Raw genomic sequence first — 23,651 nt, 5'->3', positions numbered from 1 at the left:
CCGGCGGGGCCGATCCGAAACAGCCGTGTCACACTCGGACCATGCGCGTGTACCTCGGCTCCGACCATGCCGGTTTCGAACTCAAGAACCACCTCGTCGAGTGGCTCAAGTCCGCCGGGCACGAGCCCGTCGACTGCGGGCCCCTCATCTACGACGCCCAGGACGACTACCCGCCCTTCTGCCTGCGTGCCGCGGAGCGGACGGCGGCCGACCCCGGGGCCCTGGGCATCGTGATCGGCGGGTCCGGGAACGGCGAGCAGATCGCCGCGAACAAGGTCGCGGGGGTGCGTGCCGCCCTCGCGTGGAGCGAGGAGACCGCCGGTCTCGGGCGAACGCACAACGACGCCAACGTCGTCGCCGTCGGTGCGCGGATGCACTCCGAGGAAGAGGCGACGAAGTTCGTCGAGATCTTCCTCGGCACGCCGTTCTCCGGTGACGAGCGCCACATCCGCCGGATCGACATGCTGTCGGCGTACGAGACGACGGGCGAACTGCCGGCGATCCCGCCGCACCACCCGCAGGGCTAGGGACCTCCTCAGCCCCCGCCGTCCCCACCCTTCCCTCCCTTTCGGGGCCTGCCCTCGAACCCCTGCTCCTGGAACGCCGGACAGGCTGACTCCCAGCCTGTCCGGCGCTCCGGGGCGAGGCCGTTCAGGCCGGCAGCGGGGGTCCGGGGCGCAGCCCCCAGCAGGGACGCCCTCACCGACCGGCCCAGGAGGTCGCCGTGCCCGAGGGGCACACCATCCACCGGCTGGCCGAGGACTACCTGGCCGCCTTCGGCGGGCGCCGGGCGCACGTCACCAGCCCGCAGGGCAAGTTCGCGGACGCCGCGGCCCTCCTGGACGCCACGTCCCTCACCCTGGCGGAAGCCCACGGGAAGCACCTCTTCCTCCGCTTCGAGACGGACGACTGGATCCACATCCACCTCGGCCTCTTCGGCAAGGTGAACTTCGGCGGCACCCCCGCGCCCCCGCCCACCGACACGGTCCGCCTCAGGCTCCGCAACGACACCGCGTACGTCGATCTCCGCGGGCCCACCACCTGCACCCTGATCACGGACTCGGAGAAGCAGGCGATACACGACCGCCTGGGGCCGGACCCCCTGCGCGAGGACGCGGAACCGGGCGACGTGTACGCCCGCGTCGCCCGCAGCCGCACGACGATCGCCGCCCTCCTGATGGACCAGAAGGTCATCGCGGGAGTGGGCAACGTCTACCGCGCGGAGGTCCTCTTCCGCCACGGCATTGACCCCTACCGGCCGGGCAGGGACATCACGCGGACCGAGTGGGACGCGATGTGGACGGACCTGGTGGCGCTCATGCGCCAGGGAGTCCGCAACAACCGCATCGACACGGTCCGTCCGGAGCACGAACCGGACGCGATGGGCCGCCCACCGCGCAAGGACGACCACGGCGGCGAGGTCTACGTGTACCGCAGGGCCCAGCTGCCCTGCCACATCTGTGGCGGCGAGATCCGCACCGCCGGTCTCGCCGCCCGCAACCTCTTCTGGTGCCCCGCCTGCCAGCGGACCTGACACGGTCCGGGCCCGGGCCCGGCACCGGTCAGAAACCGTGCGGCAGCCAGGGCGCCACGACGGAGGAGAAGCCGAGCGAGGCCTCCGCGAGGGCGCCCTGGCGCAACTCCCGCACCCGCCCCGCCGCGGCCAGCGAGGCGAGGGACACGCCACCGAGATAGGCCGCCCCCAACTCCCGTACGGACAGGCTGAGATCGGCCGCGTCGGCGGTCCGTGCGCAGGACGCGCCCTTCGCGTCGCCCGTGAGCCGCCAACGCCCCTCGTTCCAGGGGCAGAAGGTGTCCTCGACCTCGAACACCACGTCCACGGGCGTCTGGTACGTCCGGGCCTCCAGCGCCGCGCCCACGTCGACGAGCCGCACATGGAGCGAGTCCCGCTGCGCCGTCCCGCACCGCCTGGGGTCGGAGACGAGATGCTGCCAGGCGTCGTCCACGGGCCTGTTGTACGTCTTCACCGTCGACGTCAGGTCGATGTCGAAGAGGTGCCGCCACAGCGCCGCGTACGCCGCCGGGTCGAGCGCCTCCAGGTCGCGCAGCTCGACCGTGCCCCTCGGCCCGGCCGCGTCCCAGTCCGGCTTGATGAAGTACCGCACATAGCCGATGACTTCACCGTCCCGCCGGGCGAGTACGCACTGCAGCGGCGACCCGCCCTTGCGGTCGCTCTCCGGGTCGAGCAGCGGCAGCCGCTCCCAGCCCGGCCGCCGCTCCAGCATCCCGGGCCGGGCCGCCGCATGCCGCGCGTACACCGCCTCGCACGCGTCGCGTACGGCCGCGTCGTGCGGGTCCGCGCGCCGCAGCTGTACGTCGTCCGTGCCGTCCGGGACCGACAGCCGTACCCGGGACGTGTCGATCTCGGCGCGCAGCTGATGGGTCGCGATGCCGTAGCCGAAGCGGCCGTAGATGACCGGCTCGCTCGCCGTGAGCACGGCGAGCGGCTCGCCCCAGGACCGTACGTCGTCCAGCTGGCGCCGCATCATCGAGGTGAGCACACCGCGCCTGCGGTGCGTCGAGGAGACGCTCACCATCGTGACGCCCGCGGCCTGCACGGAGGCACCGCCCGGGACCGTGACCCGGAAGGTGAACGCGCCGGCCGTGCCCACGCACTCGTCACCGTCCCAGGCGCCGATGAAACGGTCGTGCTCCGTGAGGTCGCTCCACAGCGCCCGCTCCTCGGGGGATTCCGCGACCCCGCCGAACGCGAGCTCCAGCTTCCCGTACCACTCGTCCCAGTCGTCCGGGCGCAGCCCGCGCAAGTCTGTCGTCATGTCCCCATGCCTACCAGGGCAATCCGGGCTGAGCGACTGCATTTCTCCCGGCCGGGCGTTGCCAGGTCCCGATCCGGCCGTACGCTCTGCGAGGGCCGGTGTTCCCTGTGACTTCCGTCCCCGGACGGGGGACAAGTGGGACCTCCCGTGCCAAGCACCTGGTCCGATGGATAGGGTCCCGAACTAATGGCAGCAGGACGAGAGCGGCGCGCGGAAGCCGATACGTTCACGGCCCGGTTGAAGAAGCAGGTACACCGGGTCCGCACCGGGCTGCGCAGATCCGCCGTCGACTACTTCCGGGGCGACGGTTCGGACTGGGTCGCGCTCGCGGGTCTCCTGCTGACCATTCCCGTGATCGCCTGCGTCACACTCATGAACTCCGTCTGGTGCTCGCCGGCGATGCTCGTCCTGCCGATTGTCGCGGGCGGGCTGCTGCTGAGGCCGTCGAGCCTGCTCGGGCTGTACGCCGCGGCCGCGACCGCGTTGATCGTGGAGTCCGTGAAACTCGGCCCCTACACCGAGGGGCCCTCCCGGGTGACGCCGGGCATCGTGCTGGTCGTGGCCGCGTGCGGGTTGTTCGGGCTGCTGATCGCCCAGTTCCGCAGCCGGGTCGGGGTGCCGTGGCGGCGGGGCGGCACGATGCTGTTCGACCTCCGCGAGCGGATTCGGGTGCAGAGCAAACTGCCGAAGCTCCCCGCGGGATGGCATCGGGAGATGGCGCTGCGGCCGGCCGGGGGCCAGTCGTTCTCCGGTGACTTCGTGGTCGCGGCCCGTACGAACGGCGGGCGCACTCTGGAGGCGGTCCTGACGGACGTCTCCGGCAAGGGGATGGACGCCGGATCGCGGGCGCTGCTCCTGTCCGGCGCGTTCGGCGGGCTGCTGGGTTCCCTGCCGCCGCACGCCTTCCTGCCCGCGGCGAACGGCTACCTGCTGCGGCAGGACTGGGACGAGGGGTTCGCCACGTCGATCCATCTCGTGCTGGACCTGGACTCGGGGGACTACGAACTCTTCAACGCGGGACACCCGCCGGGGCTTCAGCTCAGCGCGGGAAACGGACGCTGGGAGGAGAAGGCCGCGGAGGGGCCCCTCCTGGGCGTGTACGACGGCGCGCAGTTCGACCCGGTGAAGGGATCGCTGCGTCCCGGGGACGTCCTGATGCTCTTCACGGACGGGCTGGTGGAGACGTCCGACCGGGACATCGTCGAGGGCATCGACAAGCTGACCGGGGAGGCCGACCGGTATGTGGCCGGCGGGTTCCACGGCGCCGCCTGGCACCTGATCGAGGCGGTCGCCAAGGACGTGAACGACGACCGGGCCCTCCTGCTGATCTGCCGCGAGGGCGCGACGACGGGTCCCGCCACGCTCTGACCGTCACCTGCGAACACCGGCGGGGCCGCCATGGGCCCCTCCGGTGTCCGCGTCAGCCGACCCGCGCCGTCTCCCGTACCTCGGTCTCCGCACGGTCCTTGCCGCCGGGCAGCACCCTGGCCAGCCACTCCGACCGCCCCGCGGCCAGTGGACCGAGAACGGCCAGCACCAGCACGTACCCCGCGATGAAGGGCGAAAGCCGGGGGTCGAGCCCCGCCACCGCGGCCATCGTGGCGAGGATGAGAGCGAACTCCCCGCGGGCGAGAAGCGTGGTCGAGATGTTGGCGGCCGGGCCGGGCCCGAAGCCGTAGATGCGGGCCGCGCCCAGTCCCGCCAGCACGTTCATGACCAGCGTCAGCGCCACCGCCGCGAGGACCGGCCACAGGACCGTCGGAAGGTCGCCCGGGTCGATGGAGAGTCCGAAGGCGAAGAAGAACATCGCGCCGAAGGCGTCCCGCAGCGGGTGGACCAGCTTGCGTATGCGCTCGCCGGAGGTCGTGCTGCCGAGCATCAGGCCGACCATGAACGCCCCGATGGCGTCCGCCACTCCGAACCACTCCGAGACTCCCGCCATGAACACGGCCGCACCGAGGAAGGAGATGACCAGCAGCTCGTCGTCCTTGGTGGCGAACAGGCGTCCCACGATCCGCGTACCGAAGCGGGCGGCGAGCGCCAGCAGCAGGAGGAAGGCGAAGGCCTTGCCGCCGTCCAGGACCGCCGCGCCCAGGGAGTCGGCGCCGGACAGGATCGGCTGGAGGGCCGCCAGGTAGAGGGCGAGGAAGATGTCCTCGACCACGATGATGCCGAGGATCGGCTTCGTCTCGGGATTGCCCAGCCGCCCCGTGTCCACCAGCACCTTCGTGACGATCGCCGACGAGGAGATGCCGAGCACCCCGGCGAGCACCAGCGCCTCGGACGTGCCCCAGCCGAGGGCGAATCCGAAACCCAGGCCCGCGCCGACGTTCAGCGCGAGGTAGGTCCCCCCGGCGAGCGCCATCCGGCGGCCACCCGCCTTGAGGTCGTCCATGTGGAATTCGAGGCCGAGGTAGAAGAGCAGCAGCACCAGGCCCAGCGCGGAGAGCATCTCCATGTCGTGCGGGTTCGAGACGAGCACGATGCCGGGCGTGTGCGGACCGAGCAGGATCCCGGCCAGGATGAAGAGGGGAATGGTGGGGAGCCCGATACGGGCGCCCGCGCGGGCGAGAACGGCGGCGGCCAGAAAGGCGCCGCCCATGGCGATCAGGAGCTCTGCGTGTCCGATGGGCCCGTTCCTCCTTGGTCGAGTGGGTCAAGAGAGTGTCAAGAAAGCGTCAGTAGTTAGTTTACCAAACGACTTGTGGAGGTGGTCGGGTGGGGTTTCCCCCACCCGGACCCGGAGGTCGTCCTCATGGCCGTGGCCGGCCCCCGCTCCGTAGCGTCGAGGCATCGGCAGCGAGCCGCCGCGAAGAGCGGCACGACGGATGACGGAAGGGCGGGACCCGGCCATGGGGCTGCGCAGGAAGCGGTACGAGGACCGGGACGCCGTGCACGACACGACCGGTCCGGCGGGCGACTGGGCCGTCGAACTGCGGGGCGTGCGGCGCCAGTACGGGCGCGGTGGCTCGGCCGTACACGCCCTGCGGGGGATCGACCTCGCCCTCCCGCGCGGCAGCTTCACCGCCGTCATGGGCCCCTCCGGCTCGGGCAAGTCCACGTTCCTGCAGTGCGCGGCCGGCCTGGACCGGCCGAACGGAGGGACCGTCAGGCTCGGCGGCACCGAGATCACGGGCATGAGCGAGAACAAGCTGACGGCCTTGCGGCGTACCCGCCTCGGGTTCGTCTTCCAGGCGTTCAACCTGCTGCCGTCCCTGACCGTCGAGCAGAACGTCGTCCTGCCGATGCGCCTCGCGGGCCACCGGCCCGACCGGCGACGGGCGGCCGACGTCCTGCGCCAGGTCGGCCTCGACGGGCTGGGACGGCGACGCCCCGGCCAGCTCTCCGGCGGACAGCAGCAGCGTGTCGCCATCGCCCGCGCCCTCGTCACCCGGCCCGACGTCGTCTTCGCGGACGAGCCCACCGGAGCGCTCGACACGACCACCGCGGCCGAGGTCCTGGGACTGCTGCGGCGGGCCGTGGACGGCCTGGGCGCCACCGTCGTCATGGTCACCCACGACCCGGCGGCCGCCGCCTGGGCCGACCGCGTGCTCTTCCTCGCCGACGGCTCGATCACCGACCACCTCGAAGGAGCCACGGCCGAGCGGATCGCCGCCCGCATGACCGCCCTGACGGCCCCCTCCTTCTCGGGAGCGGCGGCCTGATGTTCGTGCCCAACGGGCTCGCCCGTGCCGCCGTCCGCTTCAAGCCCGCCGCCTTCGTCGGCACCTTCGTCGCGCTCGCCATGGCCGCCCTGATCGTCTCGGCCTGCGGCATCCTCCTGGAGACCGGCCTGCGCGCCTCCGTTCCCCCCGTCCGCTACGCCGGCGCCCCCGTGGTCGCCGCCGCCGACCAGCGCGCCCACCTCGTCACCGGCCACGGCGAGGACCGCGAGGACGACCCCGTGCCCGTCCCGGACCGGGCCCGGCTGGACGGCTCGCTGGTGGCGAAGGCCGCTTCGGTGCCCGGCGCGCGGACAGCGGTGCCGGACGTGACCTTCCCCCTCCGGACGGGGGCGGGCGACCCGGTCACCGCGCACGGCTGGGGCTCCACCGCCTTCACGGGCGAGCGGCTGACGGCGGGGCAGGCTCCCCGCGAGGGCGAGGTCGTCCTCACGAAGGGCACGGTCGGCGACCGCGTCACCCTGACGACCGCCGACGGCCCCCGCTCCTTCCGCGTCTCCGGCCTCACCGGCGCGGGGCGGCCCACCGCATGGTTCGCCGACACCGAAGCCGTACGCATCTCCGGGCACCCCGGCCGGATCGACGCCATCGCCGTCCTCCCGGCGGACGGAACCTCCGCCGCGACCCTCAAGTCCCAGGTGGCGCGCGCCCTCGGACACCGCGCCGAGGTGCACACCGGTGACGACCGCGGGGCCGTGGAGGACTCCTCCCTCGCCGAGGCCAAGGAGATGCTCATCGCGCTCGGGGCCTCCTTCGGCGGCGTCGCCGCGACGGTGGCCATCTTCACCGCGATGGGCACGGTCGCCCTGTCGGTGGCCCAGCGCGCCCGCGAGTTCGCCCTGCTGCGCGCCATCGGTACGACGCCGCGCCAGGTCCGCCGATCCGTCGCCACCGAGGCCCTGCTCGTCGCGCCCCTCGCGGGCCTGGTCGGCTGCCTGCCCGGAGTCGCCCTGGCCCACTGGTGGTTCGGACAGCTCAGGGACAAGGGAGCGATTCCGGAGGCCGTCGGCCTGTCCGTCTCGTACATCCCGCTGCTCGCGGCCGTCGGTGCGGTGCTGCTGGCGGCGCTGGTCGCGGGATACGTGGCCGCCCGCCGCCCGGCCCGGACCAAGCCGGGGCAGGCGCTCGTCGAAGCGTCCGTGGAGCGGTTGCGGCCGGGCTGGATCCGTACCCCGCTGGGCATCGCGGCAGCTGTCGGGGGCACCGTCTGCGCGGGGCTGTCCGCCTCGCTGACCGGCGAGGACGCGGCCAACGCGGCACTGGGCATCGTCATGCTGTTCATGCTGGCGGTGGCACTGCTGGGGCCGCTCGTCGCACGCGCCTGCGCCGCCCTGTTCGGACTCCCGCTGCGCGGGGCGGGTGCCTCCGCCTCGCTCGCCGCCGCCAACTCCCGTACGAACGCCCGCCGGATGGCCTCCGCGATCACCCCGATCGTCCTCGCGATGGCCTTCTCGTCCGTCCTCGTCTTCATGCACAGCAGCGAGGAGCGGGCCGTCCAGGAGCAGCAGCGGGACGGCATCGTGGCCGACCACATCGTGACGTCCGACGCCGGTCTCGCCCCGGACGCCGTGCGAGAGGCCGCGCGCACCCCCGAAGTCACTGCGGCTGTGGGCCTGTTGCGGACCGAGGTCCTCTTCCGGGGGAACGGCATGCTCGACTCGGCCTCCACGCAGGGCGTCACGGGTTCGCCCCGCGACCTGGCCCGCGTGCAGGACCTCGAGGTCGAGAAGGGCGCCCTGTCCCTGAAGCGGGGCGAGGTCGCGCTCGACGCCTCACTGGCCCGGAGCGCCGACGTCGGCGTGGGCGACCGCGTCGAACTGCGCCTGCCCGACGGTACGAAGACGTCGCCGCGCGTGGTGGCCACGTACGGGCGTGGCCTGGGACTGGCCCAGGTCACCATGGGCCGGGCGGACCTGGCGGCCCATGTCACCTCCGCCTTCACCACCGAGGTCTGGACGAAGGGCGGGAGCGCCGAGGCCCTGGCGAAGGTCGGCACAGTCGTGGACCGCGGCGACTACACCGCCGCCCGGTCGCTCGACCTCGAACTGAACGAGTGGGCCAACACCGTCATGGCGGCCGTCCTCGGCGGTTTCGCGGCCGTCGCCGCCGCCAACACCCTGGTGATGACGGTGCTCGACCGCCGCCGCGAGCTGGGCACGTTGCGGCTCATCGGGTCCACCCGCCGCCAGGTGATGCGCATGATCCGCTGGGAGGCCCTGCTCGTCACCCTGGCCGGTATCGCCCTCGGCACGGCCATCGCGCTCGCCACGCTCGTCCCGATGATGAAGGGCCTGACCGGCCAGGCACCGTACGTACCCCCGCTGGTGTACGGGTCGTTCGTGGCGGCCGTCGTCGTTCTTGGGCTGACGGCGGCGACCGTACCGGCGAGGGCGGCGATACGGGGCACACTCGACGCATGACCGACAACGAGCGCCGAACGCCCGAGACCGCCGCGCTGACCCTCACGGAGGTCGAGGCCCTGGCCCGCAACGCGCACGCCGCCCAGACGGACAAGGCGGGCCGCCCGTACGCCGAGCATCTGCGGGCCGTGGCCGACGGGGTGCGGGCCCGCGGCGGCGACGAGGAGCAGATCGCCGCCGCCTGGCTGCACGACTCGGTCGAGGACGAGGCGCTCTCCGAGGACTGGCTGCGCGGGGCGGCGCTGTCCGCGCGGACGAAGGACATCGTGCTGGCCGTCACCAAGAAGGCGGGCGAAGCCCCGCAGGCCTATGCCGCGCGCGTCCTGGCCACCGAGGGCGCGCTGCTGGTCAAGGAGTCCGACCTCGCCCACAACGCCGACCCGGTGCGGCTGGCGGCCCTGGACGAAGCGACGAGGGCACGCCTGACCCAGAAGTACGCGACGATGCGCGAACTCCTGGGCCTGCCCCAGGACTGACGTCCTCAGGGGCGCCCCCTGAGGGGCACGGGGAACTGCGCGACAAGCCCTCACCTGCCCGCAGGCAGGCACGTACCGCAAGCCCGCAGCAAGCCCCCGGGCCCCGGACCGGGCCAAGCCGTCAGGACTTGGCCCGCTCGCGGGCGAGCTCGGTGGCGTCCCGCTTGAACGCCCACTCCATCTTCGGCTCCATCGCGAAGCGGAACATGCGCTGCACCGGCGGGGTGCACAGGGCGGTGATGACCGCCGCGGCGAAGACGGAGACGAAGATCTCGCCGAGCGGCTGGTTCAGCCAGGCGTAGTCGTCGTACCAGCCCCAGAAACGGGAACCCTTCGCGAGGAAGCCGTGCAGCAGGTAGCCGTACAGCGTGCCCGCGCCGAGCACGGTGAACCACATCTTGCGGCGCGGCACCCAGGCGAAGAAGCACGAGGTGAGCACCATCGAGCAGCCGAACATCGCGAGCGTCATCACGACACCGGCCCACCACGGCGCACCCAGTTCCTGGGCACTGTCACGGTGGTAGAACCACGCCGAGTTCATGCGCGGCCCGGCCCAGTACGCGAAGGCCAGCGTGACCGCGAGCACCGGCAGCGACAGGATCCGCACCTCGCGGCGCCGCATCAGCTGGAAGTGCTCGGGCTTCATGCACAGGCCCACCACGAAGAACGGCAGGAACTGCAGGACGCGCTGGAGGTCCAGGTCGTCGCCGATGTCGGGGGAGACGGAGGCGAGGACGGCGATGGCGAGCGCGAGCGGCACGGGCCAGCGCACGACCTTCCACAGCGGGACGGTCATCCGCCACACGAACAGCGCGACCAGGAACCAGGTGAGGTACCAGGGGTCCAGCAGGCTGATCGGGTGGCTGGGGTCGTCGTCGGCCCACTTCTTGAAGAGGGAGTACGCCACCTCGAAGAGGACGTACGGCACCGCGATGCCCGTGACCAGCCGCCGCAGCCGGTCGGGACGCATGTCGAAACTGCGGGAGAAGTAGCCGGAGATGAGGATGAAGGCCGGCATGTGGAAGGTGTAGACGACCATGTAGAGCGCCTCGGCGGCGCGGCTGTGGTCGGTCAGCGGTTCCCAGGCGTGGCCCATGGCGACGAACACGATCGCCAGGTACTTGGCGTTGTCGAAGAACGCGTCGCGCTGCTTGGCGGGCTTGGCGTCCGGCCCGGCGGTGGCGGCACCCGCCTGCGGTGTGTGCGGAGCCGTGGATGGTCGCGGGCTCGGTACTCCCGGCGCCGACGACTGGGTCGGCGGGAGCGGAGCCCTGTGATGGCCGTGCGGACGGAGCGAGTTCGTCACAGACCCTCCCACCAGGAGCTGGGGGAGACGATCCGCGACCTCGCTGCACATGCGGGGGACGAGGCAGCGTAGGACATCTGAGGCACCCTAGCGTTGTCTGTGGGATTCCGTAAAACCCCTGAGGTGAATCCTGCTTGTCTTTCGCGCATACCCAGGATTTGGCGAAGTTGACATGGCAACGACTATGTCGATCGCCACACTCTGTACGGGGGTTACGTCCGGATTCGTCATGACTAAACGTTGCATAACACCCGCGGGCGACTCTGGTGAAATGTCCGGGTGAGTCGGCTTTAGTGGCCTGTTAGTGACCCGCCCTCAGGTTCGCCGGTGTGCCTGTGCCAACAATTCGAATTACCTGCGAACAGGTTGTGTGCACGGTTGGGTGGACATGGAAACGACCACTCTTAATTTCTCGTGAGAGGGTCCACTCGAATTGCCGTGCGGGACCAGGCCGTTCGCGTCGGCGGCCGATGGATGCCTCACCCGCCGCATACGGGGGGCCTGTTGGTGGCACGATGGTTCTGGCGGGGGCGTGCGGGGTTGCGCCTCCGGGCCGGGAGAGCGGACCGACCGTAGGGTGTGATCAGTTGTGGCCATTTCGCTGTCAGTGGTGCTTCTGTTGGGAATCGTCCTGGTGGTGTTGATACGAGGCGGGTCGATCAAGGGAGGGCCGGCGGTGGTCGCCGTGCTCTTCGGCTTCTTCCTCGCCTCCACGGGCATGGCGGACGACATCCAACGGTTCCTCAACTCGGTGGCGGAGACCATCAACTCGATTCAGTTCTGAGCGGGTTCGCGGGTCCGGTGACCGTGGGAGCGGAGCGCGCAGCGGCGGACGGGGTGACCGAACCGCCCGGTCCGGCCGCCCGACGGCCGGTTCGTGCACGACGGCCGCCCCGCGCCCGGTTCCGGCACGCCACCGCCGCAAGCCCGGCGAAGGCACGGTGCGACAGCCCCGTACCCCCGCTCGAACAGGTCGCGGTCGCCGAAACGGGTACCCCTCGGCCGACGGCACAATCCGAACTCGACGGCGAACCAGGGCGGTCGGCCTCCCGCACCCGGCACCGCACGCCCGGGAGAGCCGGAGCGCCGCCCGGGCCGGGCCGACCCCCCTCCACCCCGGTGCCGAACGCCCCGCCACCGCACGCCCTTACGCGTACGCGCCCCTCTTGAGCCGGGCCGCCAGTAAGCCCGGCCCTCGTAAGCCCGGGCGCCCGTGCCCGCCGTGAGGAATCCGCCCGGCCCCTCCGGTGGATGCGGGCCCCCTGCGACCGACGTACGCCTCTCCCCGAAGGAGCCCGCCGACGTGAACGCGAAGCCCGCCTGGCAGCTGCGTGAGAGCTGGGAGAGCCCGATCGGGACACTCCGGTGGGACCGCCTCGGACCGGAGGAGGGCCCGCCGGTGGTGCTGCTGCACGGCACCCCGTTCTCGTCCTACGTGTGGCACGAGATCGCCCCGGCCCTGGCCGCGGAGGGGCACCGGGTCCACGTCTGGGACATGCCCGGCTACGGCCGCTCCGGCAAGAGCGAGGGCCAGGACGTCTCGCTGAAGGCACAGGGCGAGGTGTTCGCCGAGCTCCTCGGTGTGTGGGGACTGACGAGCCCTTCGGTGATCGCACACGATTTCGGCGGCTGCGTCTCGCTGCGCGCGCATCTGCTCCACAAGGCCGGGTACCGGCGCCTCGCGCTGGTCGACCCGGTTGCGCTGGCGCCCTGGGGATCGCCCTTCTTCCGGCTGGTCGCCGGGCACGCCGACGTCTTCGAGCGGCTGCCCGCCCCGCTGCACGAGGCTCTGGTCCGTGAGTACGTGAGCTCCGCGAGCCATCGCGGACTGCGGCCCGACGTCCTGGCCGGGCTGGTCGAGCCCTGGACGGGCGAGAGCGGACAGGCGGCGTTCTACCGCCAGATCTCCCAGGCAGACCAACGCCACACCGACGAGATCCAGGCCCTGTACCCCACGATGGACCTGCCCGTCACCGTCTGCTGGGGCGAGGAGGACACCTGGATCCCGCCCGCCAAGGGCGAGGAGCTGGCCTCCCTGATCCCCGGCGCACGCCTGCGCACGATCCCGGACGCCGGCCACCTCGTCCCGCTGGACGCCCCCGCCCGGCTCCTCGCCGCCCTGCTGACGTTCCTGGGCGACTGAACGCCCGGAGACGGCCCGGGGCCGAGACTGCGCGGACGAACAGGCGAGCGGACGAGACGGCGCCCCGGTCGAAGGCCGCTGAGGAAACGTCGAAGGCCCCGGAGAAACAACGAGGGCCAGGCAGAGAAACCAACCTCTGACCTGGCCCTACGTCATATGGAGCGGGCGACGGGAATCGAACCCGCGTAGCTAGTTTGGAAGACTAGGGCTCTACCATTGAGCTACGCCCGCACAGCGTGCGCCGCAGGTCAGTGACGCGCGGCACTGAAGCATCGTAGCGGGTCGCGCCCCCTGGCCGCACACCCCGCCCGGACGGCGGGGGCGCCCCGGGAAAATGCGGGCACCGCACTGTCCGCGGGCATGTACCCTACGTGTCGCACCAGACGGGGTGTGGCGCAGCTTGGTAGCGCGTCCGCTTTGGGAGCGGAAGGCCGTGGGTTCAAATCCCGCCACCCCGACCACCGTGCCGGACCACCGGCAAGATCACCTTTTGGGGCGTGTACCGCCTGCGGCTAGTATGCAAACTGCGCGCCCGTGTGTCTGCATTTTCATGTCCCTCAAGGGCCCGCCAAATCCGCTGAGGCTCCGCCGTATCCGACGGAGAACGTCAGCAGAACCCGAAGAAGTCAGCCCCCAAGGAGACCGAACCGTGAAGAGCGCCGTGGAGACCCTGAACCCGACCCGGGTTCGGCTCAGCATCGAGGTGCCCTTCGAGGAGCTCAAGGACAGCCTCGACGCGGCGTACAAGAAGATCAACCAGCAGGTCACGGTGAAGGGGTTCCGGAAGGGCAAGATTCCGGCGCGCGTCATCGACCAGCGGTTCGGCCGCGGTGCGGTTCTTGAGGAAGCGGTCAACGACGCGCTTCCGAAGTTCTACACCGACGCGGTCAACGAGGCCGAGCTGAACGTCCTCGGCCAGCCCGAGGTCGACATCACGGAGCTGAAGGACGGCGAGACGCTGAACTTCACCGCCGAGGTCGACGTCCGCCCGACCATCGAGATCCCGGACTACTCCGGCATCGAGGTCGAGGTCGACGCCGTCGAGGTCAGCGAAGAGGACATCGACAAGGCCGTCGAGGAGCTGCGTGAGCGCTTCGCCTCGACCGCTCCCGTCGAGCGTGCCGCCGAGGACGGTGACGTCGTCACCCTCGACCTGGAGGCCAAGGTCGACGGCGAGGTCCTGGAGGACGGCGTCGCGAGCGGCGTCTCCTACACCATCGGCTCCGGCGAGCTGCTGGACGGCATCGACGACGCCGTGAAGGGCGTGGAGGCCGGTGGCGAGGCCACCTTCGCCTCCGAGCTCAAGGGCGGCTCGGCAGCCGGCAAGGAGGCCGAGGTCTCCGTCAAGGTCACCCAGGTCGCCAAGCGTGAACTGCCCGAGCTGGACGACGACTTCGCGCAGCTCGCGTCGGAGTTCGACACCCTCGAGGAGCTCCGTGCGGACAGCCGCAAGCGTCTCGAGAACATGAAGCAGTACGACCAGGCCACGCAGGCCCAGGAGCGTGTCCTGGAGAAGCTGCTGGAGCTCGTCGAGGTGCCCGTCCCCGAGAAGCTCCTCGAGGACGAGATCAACACCCGCAAGCACAACCTGGAGCACCACCAGCTCGGCCAGATGGGCCTCGACCTCGAGAAGTACCTCGAGATCCAGGGCAAGACGGTCGAGGAGTTCGACGCCGAGACCAAGGAAGCCGCGGTCAAGGGCATCAAGACGCAGTTCGTCCTGGACGAGCTCGTCAACAAGGAGAAGCTGAACGTCAACCAGGAGGAGCTCACCGAGCACCTCATGCGGCGGGCCGCCTCCTCCAACATGTCCCCCGACCAGTTCGCCCAGCAGGTCGTCGAAGGCGGCCAGGTTCCGATGCTGGTCGGCGAGGTCGCCCGCGGAAAGGCCCTCGCCGTGGTCGTCGAGGCCGCCACCGTCAAGGACACGAACGGCGAGCTCGTGGACCTGGACGACGAGGACGAGGACGAGACCTCCACCGAGACCTCCACCGAGGGCTCGGCCGACGCTGCGACCGAGGACGCCCCGGAGGCCACCGAGGCCCCCGCCGCCTCCGAGGAGAAGACCGAGGCCTGACCGCCTCGCGAGTAGGACGTACTGCGGGCCCCCAGGACACGCCCTGGGGGCCCGCGGGCCTTCCCCGGGGCTCGCAGGGCCCTCAAGGGGCGTGGGGAACCGCGCGAGCAACCCACGACAAGCCGCACCCGCCGACGCACCATCCGTGGCAGACGCGACTGCGGCCCGGCGAGGGCCGGCCGCGCAGTGGCCCGCGCTGCTGGGAGGGGAGGGGGCTGAGCCCGTAATCCCTGCTGAACCCAGCGGAGCGCATGCGCTCACAGCGAACAGTTCCTTCTCCGGGATTCCCCGGAGGGACCCGCGCGTTAGGGTCCATGAGTACGAGGGCAGGGGAGTCCCCGGAGCCGTCCGACACGGCACGCACACGGGGTCCCACGCCCCCAGCAGAAGACGTGTAGACGGCCCGGCGCCGTCGTAAGACGAGCAGGTGGATACGTGACGAATCTGATGCCCACAGCCGCCGGCGACCCCATCGGTGGTGGCCTCGGCGACCAGGTCTACAACCGGCTGCTCGGCGAGCGGATCATCTTCCTCGGCCAGGCGGTCGACGACGACATCGCCAACAAGATCACCGCACAGTTGCTGCTCCTTGCCTCCGACCCGGAGAAGGACATCTACCTCTACATCAACAGCCCCGGCGGCTCGATCACCGCCGGCATGGCGATCTACGACACCATGCAGTACATCAAGAACGACGTCGTGACGATCGCGATGGGCATGGCGGCCTCCATGGGCCAGTTCCTGCTGAGCGCGGGTACTCCGGGCAAGCGCTTCGCGCTGCCGAACGCGGAGATCCTGATCCACCAGCCCTCGGCCGGCCTCGCCGGCTCCGCGTCGGACATCAAGATCCACGCCGAGCGGCTGCTGCACACCAAGAAGCGGATGGCGGAGCTGACCTCGTTCCACACCGGCCAGACCGTGGAGCAGGTCACCCGCGACTCCGACCGGGACCGCTGGTTCGACCCGATCGAGGCCAAGGAGTACGGCCTCATCGACGACATCATGCCCACCGCTGCCGGAATGCCGGGCGGCGGCGGCACCGGAGCGGCGTAGGTCGGCGGTCCGCGCCCGTTCGCCCCTCCAGGCGCCGGGCGTGGGCCGACACCAGCCCCTCCGAGCCCACAGCCGACCGCCTCAGCCCTTATCAGGCTTTCCAGGAGACACAGTGAACGACTTCCCCGGCAGCGGCCTCTACGCCCGCACGGAGGCCGAGTACACCGGCCCACGCGCGGAGTCCCGCTACGTCATCCCGCGCTTCGTCGAGCGCACCTCGCAGGGCGTCCGTGAGTACGACCCGTACGCGAAGCTCTTCGAGGAGCGCGTGATCTTCCTCGGCGTGCAGATCGACGACGCCTCCGCCAACGACGTCATGGCGCAGCTGCTGTGCCTGGAGTCGATGGACCCCGACCGTGACATCTCGGTCTACATCAACAGCCCCGGCGGCTCCTTCACGGCGCTCACCGCGATCTACGACACGATGCAGTTCGTGAAGCCGGACGTCCAGACGGTCTGCATGGGCCAGGCCGCGTCGGCCGCCGCGATTCTGCTGGCAGCCGGAACGCCGGGCAAGCGCATGGCACTTCCGAACGCGCGCGTGCTGATCCACCAGCCCTACAGCGAGACCGGCCGCGGCCAGGTCTCGGACCTCGAGATCGCCGCCAACGAGATCCTCCGGATGCGCGGTCAGCTGGAGGACATGCTGGCCAAGCACTCGACGACGCCGATCGAGAAGATCCGCGAGGACATCGAGCGCGACAAGATCCTCACGGCCGAGGACGCGCTCGAGTACGGCCTGATCGACCAGATCATCTCCACCCGGAAGATGAACAACGCATCGGTCGCGTGACGCATCGCTGTATCGTCAGCCGCTCCTTGGCACGGTTCACGACAAAGTGAACCGCGCCAAGGGGGGCCCGAACGGGGGGCCCGGCAAGGTACCGTCGGACATAAGGCAGCACCAGGAGCCGCTGGACCTAGGCGTCTCCCAGGCGAAGGGGAAGCACACCGTGGCACGCATCGGTGACGGCGGCGATCTGCTCAAGTGCTCGTTCTGTGGCAAGAGCCAGAAGCAGGTCAAGAAGCTCATCGCAGGCCCTGGTGTGTACATCTGCGACGAGTGCATCGATCTCTGCAACGAGATCATCGAGGAAGAGCTCGCGGAGACGAGCGAGGTCCGCTGGGAGGAACTTCCCAAGCCTCGTGAGATCTACGAGTTCCTCGAGGGGTACGTCGTAGGCCAGGAGTCCGCCAAGAAGGCCCTCTCGGTCGCGGTGTACAACCACTACAAGCGGGTCCAGGCCGGCGAGAACAGCACGGGACAGAACCGCGAGGACGCCATCGAGCTGGCGAAGTCCAACATCCTCCTGCTCGGCCCCACGGGCTCCGGCAAGACGCTGCTGGCCCAGACCCTGGCCCGCATGCTGAACGTCCCGTTCGCCATCGCCGACGCGACGGCGCTCACGGAGGCGGGGTACGTCGGCGAGGACGTCGAGAACATCCTGCTGAAGCTGATCCAGGCGGCGGACTACGACGTCAAGAAGGCCGAGACGGGCATCATCTACATCGACGAGATCGACAAGGTGGCCCGTAAGAGCGAAAACCCGTCGATCACGCGTGACGTGTCCGGCGAGGGCGTCCAGCAGGCCCTGCTGAAGATCCTGGAGGGCACCACCGCCTCCGTCCCGCCGCAGGGCGGGCGCAAGCACCCGCACCAGGAGTTCATCCAGATCGACACGACGAACGTCCTGTTCATCGTGGGCGGTGCCTTCGCGGGCCTGGAGAAGCTCGTCGAGTCCCGCGCGGGCGCCAAGGGCATCGGCTTCGGTGCGACGATCCGCTCCAAGAAGGAGCTGGAGGCGAAGGACCGCTTCGAGGACGTCATGCCCGAGGACCTGGTGAAGTTCGGCATGATCCCCGAGTTCATCGGCCGCCTGCCCGTCATCACGTCGGTCCACAACCTCGACCGCGAGGCCCTCCTCCAGATCCTGGTGGAGCCGCGCAACGCGCTGGTGAAGCAGTACCAGAAGCTGTTCGAACTCGACGGCGTGGAGCTGGACTTCGAGCGCGAGGCCCTCGAAGCCATCGCCGACCAGGCCATCCTCCGCCAGACCGGCGCGCGCGGCCTGCGCGCCATCATGGAAGAGGTCCTCCAGGCGGTGATGTACGAGGTCCCGTCCCGCAAGGACGTGGCCCGCGTCGTCATCACCTCGGAGGTCGTCCGCTCGAACGTGAACCCGACGCTGATCCCACGCGACGCGCGGGGCCGCGGCCCGGGCGAGCAGAAGACCGCGTAGGCGGCACACACGCACGAGTACGCGAAGGGGCCCCGGTCAACCGACCGGGGCCCCTTCGCCGTTGCTGCGCAAGCCGGACGCGCGCGTCAGATCTTGACGCGGACCTCCTTGCGGAACTTGGCCGTCAGGTCGGCGGCCGCTCCGAGGTCGGCGCCCTTGCCCGCCATGGCGCTCGCCATGTCGATGTTGATGATGACGCCGAGGGTGCTGTGGTCACCCCAGATGCACACGGGCATGCTGAACGACGACGGGCCGGCGGCCGCGTCGCTCGAAGCGTCCTCGTTCGTGATCTTGGTTTCCTGGCACTTGAGGACCGCGCCGTCCAGGCCGCTGGGCTCGTAGCTCTTCGGACTGCCGACGAGCCGGCCGCCGTCCGGTTCCTTCGTGGCTTCCTTCTTCAGGTCGGCGAACATGGCGTCGACGACCTTCTCCGGGTCCTCGATCTCGCCGTAGACGCCCATGAACTGGACCATCTGCTGCGACAGCGGATTGTCCTTGTCCCCGGCCTGGTAGCCCGCGTTGACGTCCTTGGCGCCCTTGACGCCGTGCTTCTCGGCCTTCTTGACATCGCTTGCGTCGAAGCCGTCACCGTTGGCCTCGTCGCTCTTCTTGTAGTCACCGCCGAGCACCGTCGCCGGAGTCGTCAGCTTGTGCGGGCCGTCGTCCGCGACGTCCGAGGAGCCGCTGCTGCCGCTGCCGACGACGAAGTACGCGCCGACGGCGACAGCGGCCACGACCGCCACCGCGCCGATGATGAGGCCGGTCTTCTTCTTGCCTCCGCCGGGAGCCGGCGGCATCGGCGCACCGTACGGGGCGCCGGGGGGCTGCTGGCCGTACGGCGGCTGCTGGCCGTAGCCGGGCTGCTGCGGAGGAACCCCGGGAGGGGTCTGCTGCGGGTACCCGTAACCCGGCTGCTGCCCGGGCGCCTGCTGCGGGTAGCCGTAGCCGGGCTGGGGGGCCTGCGGCTGCTGGCCGTAAGGACCCGGCTGACCGTACGGTCCGGGCTGCTGGGGCTGCCCGCCGTACGGGCCCGGCTGGTTGTAGCTCATTCCTGGGTTCCCCTCCAGATGCTTATGTGTTCCGAACATCCTCACCCAAGGGACCGGCGGCCGGAGCATCGGGGCTCTCACCGTTACCAAGTAATCGAGTTTCAGAGCGAGCCTGTGACACCTCTAAACTGGGTGGGTGACCGACAACGCTCAGCAGCAGCCGCCAGCCAACACCCCCGAACTGCCGACCCAGTACGCGCCGGCCGAGGTAGAGGGGAAGCTGTACGAGCGCTGGGTCGAACGGGGTTACTTCACCGCCGACGCGAACAGCGACAAACCTCCGTACACCATCGTCATCCCGCCGCCGAACGTCACCGGCAGCCTCCACCTGGGCCACGCCTTCCAGCACACGCTGATGGACGCGCTGACCAGGCGCAAGCGCATGCAGGGGTACGAGGCGCTGTGGCTGCCCGGCATGGACCACGCGGGTATCGCCACGCAGAACAAGGTCGAGCAGCAGCTCGCCGAGGAGGGCAAGTCGCGGCACGACCTCGGGCGCGAGGACTTCGTCGAGCGCGTCTGGCAGTGGAAGGAGGAGTACGGCGGCAAGATCCTCGGGCAGATGCGGCGCCTGGGCGACGGCGTCGACTGGGACCGCGAGCGGTTCACCATGGACGAGGGCCTGTCCAAAGCCGTCCAGACCATCTTCAAGAAGCTGTACGACGACGAGCTGATCTATCGGGCCGAGCGCATCATCAACTGGTGCCCGCGCTGTCTGACGGCCATCTCCGACATCGAGGTGAACTACCAGGAGGACGACGGCGAGCTCGTCTCCATCAAGTACGGCGAGGGTGACGAGACGCTCGTCGTCGCCACCACGCGTGCCGAGACGATGCTCGGTGACACCGCCGTCGCCGTCCACCCCGACGACGAGCGCTACCGGCACCTCGTCGGCAAGCGCATCAAGCTCCCGCTGACCGACCGCACCATCCCGGTCGTGGCGGACACGCACGTCGACCCCGAGTTCGGCACGGGTGCCGTCAAGGTCACCCCCGCCCACGACCCGAACGACTTCGCCATCGGGCAGCGCCACGGCCTGGAGTCGCTCACGATCATGGACGAGCGGGCGATCATCACCGTCCACGGCCCCTTCGAGGGACTCGACCGCTACGAGGCGCGCTCCGCCGTCGTCGCCGCGCTGCGTTCGCAGGGCCGGATCGTCGCCGAGAAGCGTCCGTACGTCCACAGCGTCGGACACTGCTCGCGCTGCGGCACCACCATCGAGCCGCGGCAGTCCCTGCAGTGGTGGGTCAAGGTCGGCCCGCTCGCGCAGGCCGCCGGTGACGCGGTCCGCGACGGCCGGGTGAAGATCCACCCCGAGGACATGTCGAAGCGGTACTTCGACTGGGTCGACAACCTCAACGACTGGAACATCTCGCGTCAGCTGTGGTGGGGCCACCGGATCCCGATCTGGTACGGCCCGGGCGGCGAGACGGTCTGCGTCGGCCCCGACGAGCAGCCGCCCGGCACGGAGGCCGAGGGATGGCGGCAGGACACCGACGTCCTCGACACGTGGTTCTCGTCCGGCCTGTGGCCGTTCTCCACGCTCGGCTGGCCCGAACAGACCCCGGACCTCAAGAAGTTCTACCCGACCGACGTCCTGCTCACCGGCCACGACATCATCTTCTTCTGGGTCGCCCGGATGATGATGTTCGGTCTGTACGCGATGGACGGCGAGGTCCCCTTCAAGACCATCGCCCTGACCGGTCTGGTCCGTGACGAGCGCGGCAAGAAGATGTCGAAGTCGTTCGGCAACGTCGTCGACCCGCTCGACTGGATGGACGCGTACGGCTCCGACGCCGTCCGCTTCACCCTGGCCCGTGGCGCCAACCCCGGTACGGACGTGCCGATCGGCGAGGACTGGGTCCAGGCCTCCCGCAACTTCGCCAACAAGATCTGGAACGCGACGCGGTTCGCCCTGATGAACGGCGCGACGGTCGAGGGGCCGCTTCCCGACCCGTCCGAGATGTCGGCGACGGACCGGTGGATCCTCTCCCGTCTCAACAAGACGGTCGCCGAAGTGGACGCCTTCTACGACGACTTCCAGTTCGCGAAGCTCTCCGACACCCTGTTCCACTTCGCGTGGGGTGAGGTCTTCGACTGGTACGTCGAACTGTCGAAGACGACGTTCATGGCGGGCGGCCCGGCCGCGGAGGTCAGCAAGCGGGTCCTCGGCGAGGTCCTGGACGTCACGCTGCGGCTGCTGCACCCGGTCGTCCCGTTCGTCACGGAGACGCTCTGGACGACCCTCACGGGTGGCGAGTCGGTCGTGATCGCGGACTGGCCGAAGGACAGTGGCTTCCGCGACAGCGGCGCCGAGCGGGAGATCGAGGCGCTTCAGCAGGTCATCACGGAGGTCCGCCGCTTCCGTGCCGACCAGGGGCTGCAGCCCGGCCAGCGGGTCCCGGCCAGGCTGACCCTCGACGGGACCGCCCTCGCCCCGCACGAGGCGGCCATCCGTCAGCTGCTGCGCCTCCAGCCCGAGGGCGACGCCTTCACGGCGACGGCGACCCTGCCGGTCGCGGGCACGCAGGTCGCGCTCGACCTCTCCGGCACGATCGACGTGGCGGCCGAGCGCAAGCGGCTTGCCAAGGACCTGGCCGCCGCCGAGAAGGAGAAGGCCCAGGCGAACGGCAAGCTCGGCAACGAGGCGTTCCTCGCCAAGGCCCCGGACCAGGTCGTGGAGAAGATCCGCACGCGGCTCGCCAAGGCCGACGAGGACATCGCCCGCATCCGGACCCAGCTGGAAGGGCTGCCGCAGGCGTAGGCGGCACACGCCGTTGTCGGCTGCCGGCCCGTCGTGGCCTGTCGCGCAGTTCCCCGCGCCCCTGACTAGGGCTGCGCCCTCCCAGGGGCGCGGGGCTCCGTAGACTGGGGGGCGTGAGTGAGCTCCCGCACGACAGCAGTGAGTCCGACCCGTACGACGCCTCGGATCCGTTCGACGAGATCGTCGAGGCGGAGACGGAGCGCGATCCCGATCTCGCCGTGATCGAGGCCGGCAGCCGCACCCTGCGCACGCAGGGCGGACCGCCGCAGTCCGACATCCCCGGTCGCCCGGGCGACCCGGAGACCGACAAGGCGCTGCGCGAGGTGGAGGCCGAGCTCGCCACACGGTGGGGCGAGACCAAGCTGGAGCCGTCCGTGAGCCGGATCGCCGCGCTCATGGACGTGCTCGGCGAGCCGCAGCGGGCGTACCCCTCGATCCACATCACGGGGACGAACGGCAAGACGTCCACGGCCCGCATGATCGAGGCGCTGCTCAGCGCCTTCGACCTGCGCACCGGGCGGTACACCTCGCCGCACGTCCAGTCGATCACCGAGCGGATCAGCCTGGACGGGGCGGCGATCTCCGCCGAGCGGTTCGTGGAGACGTACCGGGACATCCAGCCGTACGTCGAGATGGTCGACTCCCGGCAGGAGTTCCGCCTCTCCTTCTTCGAGGTGCTCACGGGCATGGCGTACGCGGCCTTCGCGGACACGCCCGTCGACGTGGCCGTCGTCGAGGTCGGGATGGGCGGCAGCTGGGACGCCACGAACGTGATCGACGGCGATGTCGCCGTGGTGACCCCCATCGATCTGGACCACACGGACCGGCTCGGTACGACCCCGGGGGAGATCGCCACGGAGAAGGCCGGGATCGTCAAGCAGGACGCGACGGTGATCCTGGCCCAGCAGCCCGTCGACGCCGCCCAGGTGTTGCTCAAGAAGGCCGTCGAGGTCGATGCCACAGTCGCCCGCGAGGGGCTCGAGTTCGGCGTCGTGAGCCGCCAGGTCGCCGTCGGCGGGCAGCTGCTGACGCTCCGCGGTCTCGGCGGGGAGTACGAAGAGGTGTACATCCCGCTGCACGGGGCGTACCAGGCGCACAACGCCGCGGTGGCGCTCGCCGCCGTGGAGGCGTTCTTCGGCGTCGGGTCGCAGCGGCCGGAGCCGCTCGACATCGACACGGTCCGCAAGGCCTTCGCGGCGGTCGCCTCGCCGGGCAGGCTGGAGGTCGTGCGCCGGTCGCCGACCGTCGTCCTGGATGCCGCACACAATCCGGCGGGCGCCCGGGCGACCGCCGAGGGGATCCGTGAGGTCTTCGACTTCAGCCGGCTGATCGGGATCGTCGGAGCGAGCGAGGACAAGAACGTACGAGGGCTGCTGGAGGCCTTCGAGCCGATCTTCACCGAGGTCGTGGTCACGCAGAACTCCAGCCATCGGGCGATGGACGCGGACACGCTCGCCGCTGTCGCCGTCGAGGTGTTCGGGGAGGACCGCGTGCAGGTCGAGCCCCGGCTGGACGACGCGCTGGAGGCCGCGATCACGCTGGCCGAGGAGGAGGCCGAGTACGCGGGCGGTGGTGTCCTCGTGACCGGTTCCGTCATCACGGTCGGCGAGGCCCGGCTGCTGCTGGGGAGGGGCTGAAC

At 70.3% G+C, this 23,651-nt stretch carries 18 protein-coding genes and 2 tRNA genes; 15 read left to right on the top strand and 5 right to left on the bottom strand.

The features are described from left to right. Positions 1 to 41 precede the first annotated feature (41 nt). Together KUF83_RS34875 and KUF83_RS34870 are read left to right on the top strand one after the other, a co-directional pair. Positions 42 to 527, top strand: coding sequence for a ribose-5-phosphate isomerase (locus tag KUF83_RS34875; RefSeq protein ID WP_217459040.1), 486 nt, complete (start codon positions 42 to 44; stop codon positions 525 to 527). 197 nt (positions 528 to 724) lie between these two features. Next, positions 725 to 1,534, top strand: a complete 810-nt coding sequence (locus KUF83_RS34870) for an Fpg/Nei family DNA glycosylase (RefSeq protein ID WP_217459039.1) — start codon at positions 725 to 727, stop codon at positions 1,532 to 1,534. Between the two features lie 28 nt (positions 1,535 to 1,562). Here the strand turns inward: KUF83_RS34870 and KUF83_RS34865 are convergent, their stop codons facing one another. After that, on the bottom strand, positions 1,563 to 2,798 hold the full coding sequence (locus KUF83_RS34865) for a GNAT family N-acetyltransferase (protein ID WP_217459038.1): 1,236 nt from the start codon (positions 2,796 to 2,798) through the stop codon (positions 1,563 to 1,565). Between the two features lie 186 nt (positions 2,799 to 2,984). On the opposite strand from KUF83_RS34865, the gene KUF83_RS34860 reads away from it, so the two are divergent. Next, positions 2,985 to 4,166 (top strand): PP2C family protein-serine/threonine phosphatase, encoded by a 1,182-nt coding sequence (locus tag KUF83_RS34860; protein WP_217459037.1) that lies wholly within the window; start codon positions 2,985 to 2,987, stop codon positions 4,164 to 4,166. A gap of 52 nt (positions 4,167 to 4,218) precedes the next feature. Here the strand turns inward: KUF83_RS34860 and KUF83_RS34855 are convergent, their stop codons facing one another. Beyond that, entirely contained in the window at positions 4,219 to 5,400 is a 1,182-nt protein-coding gene (locus KUF83_RS34855) for a cation:proton antiporter (RefSeq protein ID WP_217459036.1), read from the bottom strand. A gap of 250 nt (positions 5,401 to 5,650) precedes the next feature. Between KUF83_RS34855 and KUF83_RS34850 the strand changes: the two genes are divergently transcribed. From KUF83_RS34850 to KUF83_RS34840, 3 genes are read left to right on the top strand one after another with little or no spacing between them, the layout of a single operon-like run. Then, a complete protein-coding gene (locus KUF83_RS34850; protein ID WP_217459075.1) occupies positions 5,651 to 6,463 on the top strand; it encodes an ABC transporter ATP-binding protein in 813 nt (270 codons plus the stop codon). Continuing rightward, positions 6,463 to 8,901, top strand: a complete 2,439-nt coding sequence (locus KUF83_RS34845) for an FtsX-like permease family protein (protein WP_217459035.1) — start codon at positions 6,463 to 6,465, stop codon at positions 8,899 to 8,901. The genes KUF83_RS34850 and KUF83_RS34845 overlap by 1 nt, the downstream gene beginning before the upstream one ends. Next, positions 8,898 to 9,377: an HD domain-containing protein gene (locus KUF83_RS34840; RefSeq protein WP_217459034.1), complete on the top strand. Its 480-nt coding sequence runs from the start codon at positions 8,898 to 8,900 to the stop codon at positions 9,375 to 9,377. The genes KUF83_RS34845 and KUF83_RS34840 overlap by 4 nt, the downstream gene beginning before the upstream one ends. A gap of 121 nt (positions 9,378 to 9,498) precedes the next feature. Here KUF83_RS34840 and KUF83_RS34835 read toward each other — a convergent pair whose 3' ends face one another. Continuing rightward, on the bottom strand, positions 9,499 to 10,683 hold the full coding sequence (locus KUF83_RS34835; protein WP_217459033.1) for an acyltransferase family protein: 1,185 nt from the start codon (positions 10,681 to 10,683) through the stop codon (positions 9,499 to 9,501). A gap of 589 nt (positions 10,684 to 11,272) precedes the next feature. Here KUF83_RS34835 and KUF83_RS34830 point away from each other — a divergent pair. Both KUF83_RS34830 and KUF83_RS34825 read left to right on the top strand, forming a co-directional pair. Beyond that, positions 11,273 to 11,467 carry a hypothetical protein gene (locus KUF83_RS34830; RefSeq protein WP_055611884.1) on the top strand — a complete coding sequence of 65 codons (195 nt, stop codon included), beginning with the start codon at positions 11,273 to 11,275 and terminating at the stop codon, positions 11,465 to 11,467. A gap of 519 nt (positions 11,468 to 11,986) precedes the next feature. Further along, on the top strand, positions 11,987 to 12,826 hold the full coding sequence (locus KUF83_RS34825; protein ID WP_308403275.1) for an alpha/beta hydrolase: 840 nt from the start codon (positions 11,987 to 11,989) through the stop codon (positions 12,824 to 12,826). A gap of 157 nt (positions 12,827 to 12,983) precedes the next feature. Here the strand turns inward: KUF83_RS34825 and KUF83_RS34820 are convergent. Continuing rightward, positions 12,984 to 13,057, bottom strand: a tRNA-Gly gene (locus KUF83_RS34820). A 153-nt stretch (positions 13,058 to 13,210) separates the two neighbouring features. On the opposite strand from KUF83_RS34820, the gene KUF83_RS34815 reads away from it, so the two are divergent. The 5 genes from KUF83_RS34815 (at position 13,211) to clpX (ending at position 18,196) form a co-directional block, all read left to right on the top strand. Then, positions 13,211 to 13,287, top strand: a tRNA-Pro gene (locus KUF83_RS34815). Positions 13,288 to 13,475: 188 nt separating this feature from the next. Beyond that, positions 13,476 to 14,903 (top strand): trigger factor, encoded by a 1,428-nt coding sequence (tig, locus tag KUF83_RS34810; protein ID WP_217459032.1) that lies wholly within the window; start codon positions 13,476 to 13,478, stop codon positions 14,901 to 14,903. Between the two features lie 447 nt (positions 14,904 to 15,350). Then, the gene (locus KUF83_RS34805) at positions 15,351 to 15,956 is read left to right on the top strand and encodes an ATP-dependent Clp protease proteolytic subunit (RefSeq protein ID WP_107016456.1); all 606 of its coding nucleotides are present in this window, start codon (positions 15,351 to 15,353) and stop codon (positions 15,954 to 15,956) included. 112 nt (positions 15,957 to 16,068) lie between these two features. Beyond that, entirely contained in the window at positions 16,069 to 16,749 is a 681-nt protein-coding gene (locus KUF83_RS34800; protein WP_217459031.1) for an ATP-dependent Clp protease proteolytic subunit, read from the top strand. Positions 16,750 to 16,909: 160 nt separating this feature from the next. Continuing rightward, complete coding sequence (gene clpX, locus KUF83_RS34795) at positions 16,910 to 18,196, top strand: ATP-dependent Clp protease ATP-binding subunit ClpX (RefSeq protein WP_217459030.1); 1,287 nt, start codon at positions 16,910 to 16,912, stop codon at positions 18,194 to 18,196. A gap of 86 nt (positions 18,197 to 18,282) precedes the next feature. On the opposite strand, the gene KUF83_RS34790 is transcribed toward clpX, so the two are convergent. After that, positions 18,283 to 19,245, bottom strand: a complete 963-nt coding sequence (locus KUF83_RS34790; protein ID WP_217459029.1) for a hypothetical protein — start codon at positions 19,243 to 19,245, stop codon at positions 18,283 to 18,285. A gap of 136 nt (positions 19,246 to 19,381) precedes the next feature. On the opposite strand from KUF83_RS34790, the gene KUF83_RS34785 reads away from it, so the two are divergent. Both KUF83_RS34785 and KUF83_RS34780 read left to right on the top strand, forming a co-directional pair. Further along, a complete protein-coding gene (locus KUF83_RS34785; RefSeq protein WP_217459028.1) occupies positions 19,382 to 22,012 on the top strand; it encodes a valine--tRNA ligase in 2,631 nt (876 codons plus the stop codon). A gap of 113 nt (positions 22,013 to 22,125) precedes the next feature. After that, the gene (locus tag KUF83_RS34780) at positions 22,126 to 23,649 is read left to right on the top strand and encodes a folylpolyglutamate synthase/dihydrofolate synthase family protein (RefSeq protein ID WP_217459027.1); all 1,524 of its coding nucleotides are present in this window, start codon (positions 22,126 to 22,128) and stop codon (positions 23,647 to 23,649) included. The last annotated feature ends 2 nt before the right edge of the window (positions 23,650 to 23,651 follow it).

This window comes from Streptomyces sp. BV286 (assembly GCF_019090165.1).
Classification (GTDB): Bacteria; Actinomycetota; Actinomycetes; order Streptomycetales; family Streptomycetaceae; genus Streptomyces.
This window is presented reverse-complemented; position numbering and strand designations above follow the sequence as displayed.